Below are 3,570 nucleotides of genomic sequence, written 5' to 3'. Positions count from 1 at the left end.
TATAATCGTTCCCCCGTTAAATCAAAGGTCGCATCCACCAGTTTATCGCAGCAATCACAAACATCCCGAGGTTTAATTATGATGACGGGCTGGTTATCCTGCCCAAATACCACTGGACTGGCCACCCAGAAGGCGAACCCTACAACCCGGCAGATCATCCAGCCTAAAGCCTGCGCTTTCATTGTCATTCTCCAACAGAACTTTTTTTACCTGAGGGTCTCACCTGCCTGATACTTAATTGCCAGAGTTTTGCCGTGAAGTCATCGGAAGCGGTAAGAACCTGCAGGAACGAATTATGTAGCAGCCCACGAATGAACGGAGGCATAAAAATGTCTGGTTTTAAGGCAACTGGATTGAAGCAAGCTGAATTCACTGAATTTGGGTGATGCAGGGTGTTCACCAGCAACGGCTTTCCTTGGCTGATAGCCGTCATATCCCAGACACCAGCCGTATAATCTTCTGAAGCGGAAACTGCCCAGTGACCTTTAGTGTCAAAGCTGACATCCCGTACCGGTGCTGCATGTTCAATGGTGGCCAGTAATTGGGCGCTATGCTTTTTTTCTGCCCCGGAGGTGTCCCAGTATTTTGCAGTATGGTCATCCGAGTAAGTGAATAATTTTGAACCGGCCGGGTGCCAGGTCAGGCCAGTGACTGAACCATTATGCTTTATAGTAGTTAACAGTCTGGCTGCGCCGCTGGAGATTGCGCTGAAATCCCAGAGTCTTGCGGTATGATCGTCGGATGCCGTTGCAGCCAGAGTATCCGTAGCCGGATCGAAAGCCCCCTGATAGACAGGGCCATAGTGCTTCAGCGTCGCTAATAATACAGGGTTTTTGTCTTTTATCCGGGTTATATCCCAAAGCTTGGCCGTCCAGTCTGCTGATACAGTCAACACCTGTTCCGCTTTGCTGCTGAAGACAGCCTGAAATACGGTAGCATTGTGCTCCATTGCTGCCAGCTGCGTCACCTTGCCTGATTCGACCTGGCTAAGATCCCAGAGTAGAGCCGCCCCTTCGGTGCTGACTGTCAGCAGCAAGTTGCCTGATGGTGAAAAGCTGGCATAAAGGACGTTGCCATTGTGATTAAGGGTTGACATTAGTGTGGGGAAATTCGCTTTGGGATGGTTAGCCACCCAGATTTTTGCCGAATTGTCGTTGGAGACGGTCACCAGTAAGCTGTTGTCAGGACTGAAAAATGCACCATTCACCCCGTTATCATGAGGAAGGTTTGCCAGCTTTTGAGCTACTTTTTCTATGGGTTGGCCGGTAGTGTAAAACTTTGCGTAATGATCCGCCGACGCTGTGGCAAACCATCGCCCATCGGAGGAGAAAACGGCCTTTTTTACGCTTCCGGCATGGAAGGCATTGGCGACCATTTCCGGTGCATCGTTCGGGGCAGCTTTTGTCAGGCAGACAAAGGCTGAGAATAACACTAAGAAAAAGAACCTGACTTTCCGGGGGTGCTGCTTATGAAGAACGTGAATCGTGATTTTCATAAAAGGCATTAACTCAGTCGTTATGGAAACCCCTTCAGTTTTCTGGGGAAATCCTTTGGTAGGTAATGCGTTTTGAGTATCGGTAATAACAGGCCACCGGGGTCACTATTGCTACAGCCAGTAGAATGACACCACCGGAGATGCCCAGAGCCAGTGCAAGATCATTGGATTTTTTTTGGCTGCTGTTGTGATCAATGCAACCCTGAGGATAAGTATTGGTTTTACCATAAACTTGCCACTGGGCTGCACAGTCGCAAACATCCCCACAGTCTTCGGGGCACTGAACCTCTTCACAGCCCTGGTTATTGCTGCAAAGCACGGGATCATTGGGTGACTCCCTCCAACCACTTGGATAGACAGTAATATCGCAGGTTTCTACTGTTTTGAAATTGCTGCAGGTGCCTGTGCCATAGCCTCCCTTGCAGCTGTCAAACTGCGCATCATCACAGGAAAAGTATTGCAGCTGGCAGGGTTTACCGGCTGTTGGCAGGCAGTTGCCTGGTGTCGTTTCCTGCCAGCCTTCGTGGCCGTGGCCACGGCAGTCATTATCACATTTTAGCGATTCACAACCGGAAGCATGCTGGCAATGGGTGCGACCTCCCGAACCAGCAAAGCTGGATTGATGGGGTACAAAGTGAACTGTGCAGCCCGTTTTCTGAGCATCGTTGTAACACCGGCCCAAACCATAGCCATTCTGGCAAAAGTCCAGCTTCAGTTGGGAACATTTAAAGAAGCGCATCTGACAACTACCGTCGTTTAAGCCTGTGGCGCAGCCCTCAGGCGCAATCAATGTATGATTGTTGAGCATCCAATGAGCTTTACACGACGGGCATGATAATTTTTCACAGCCATCCGGGTTAGAACAGCCTTTGGTCTGATGATCTGGCAACACTGTGGTTGTGCAGCGTTCTCCAGACACGGGGTTTTCGCAGTGTCCTTTTCCAAACCCCTCTCTACAAAATTTAAAAAAAGCGTTATCACAATGTAAAAACCTGAGCTCACAACTTCTCCCCCGGTTTGCTGCACAATTACCGGGAACGACTTCCGTTTTATGATTGAGCTGCCAGGAGCCTTGACAACCATCGGTGCAAGCGATGCTTTCACACCCACTCTGGTGATCACATTTAAGATGATGCCCATTGGCCGTTTTATTAAAAGGATCAGGGTAATAATTCACAGTACAGTTTCGGTTGGAGTGCTCGATGTGCTGACATAACCCAGTGCCATAGCCCTGATAACAAAAATTGAAATCGACCTGGTTGCACTTAAAAAACTGTTGTTTGCAACTGTCGTCTGTTGAGCCGGGAATACAAAAAGCAGGTTCAAAATGAATGTCACCGTTAAGCCCCCACTTTGCAACACAGCTGCAAGGTATTGACGGGTCATTGACACAGTCCTGAGGGCAGCTAACCGCCTCACAACCATCAGCTTCGTTGCAAGTGACTGGCTGGCCTCTGTAGCTTCCGGAAAAACCTTTGGGAAAAGTGACCATTGAGCAGGTTTCGTTAGTGACACTATTTGTGCACCGACCAGCCCCGAAACCACTTTTGCAGTTATTAAGAGAAGGGTTTGCGCATTGAATATGTTTAAGTTGACAGTTGTCGTCCGCATGGGCCGGTAACTGACTCAGCAGGAATACAAGCAACACAATACTGGGCTTTGGCGTGAAGTATTCTGGAAATAGCATCTATGCCACCAGCGGGTTGCCAATAATCAAAAACCGATAGGAGTCTAGTAGAGAGTGTTCTTTTGTTCTATTCGAAAGCCACACTTTTTTCGTTTTATACATTGAGGCCTGACTTCAGAGTATCTGAATTCAGGTTGATCTGATTATTTCAGTCCAGACCCAGCGCTACAGGCTATACTCCATCGTCGTTTCTATCCTATCTCTCAGGCCTGCTAAAGCCTGCGCTACGGCACCGCTGCCCGCTGTAAATAAGCAGGCGGCGTAAGTGTTGATTCATCAGAGGTTATTTATTATGAAACTGCACAACTACCAAACATTTTTCTATTGTTTGTTATTGCTGCGATAAACTGGTGGATGCGACCTTTGATTTAACGGGGGAACGATTATA

At 48.3% G+C, this 3,570-nt stretch carries 3 protein-coding genes; all 3 read right to left on the bottom strand.

Annotated elements, in window-relative coordinates; genetic code table 11:
- Window positions 1-182: hypothetical protein (locus tag KDK16_RS10450; RefSeq protein WP_257276020.1), on the bottom strand; the 182-nt coding region annotated here is incomplete at its 3' end.
- A 2-nt stretch (window positions 183-184) separates the two neighbouring features.
- Window positions 185-1,495, bottom strand: a complete 1,311-nt coding sequence (locus KDK16_RS10445; protein ID WP_257276018.1) for a WD40 repeat domain-containing protein — start codon at window positions 1,493-1,495, stop codon at window positions 185-187.
- 34 nt (window positions 1,496-1,529) lie between these two features.
- Window positions 1,530-2,414 (bottom strand): hypothetical protein, encoded by an 885-nt coding sequence (locus KDK16_RS10440; RefSeq protein WP_257253853.1) that lies wholly within the window; start codon window positions 2,412-2,414, stop codon window positions 1,530-1,532.
- Window positions 2,415-3,570 lie beyond the last annotated feature (1,156 nt).

The organism is Endozoicomonas sp. SESOKO4 (genome assembly GCF_024606275.1).
This window is presented reverse-complemented; position numbering and strand designations above follow the sequence as displayed.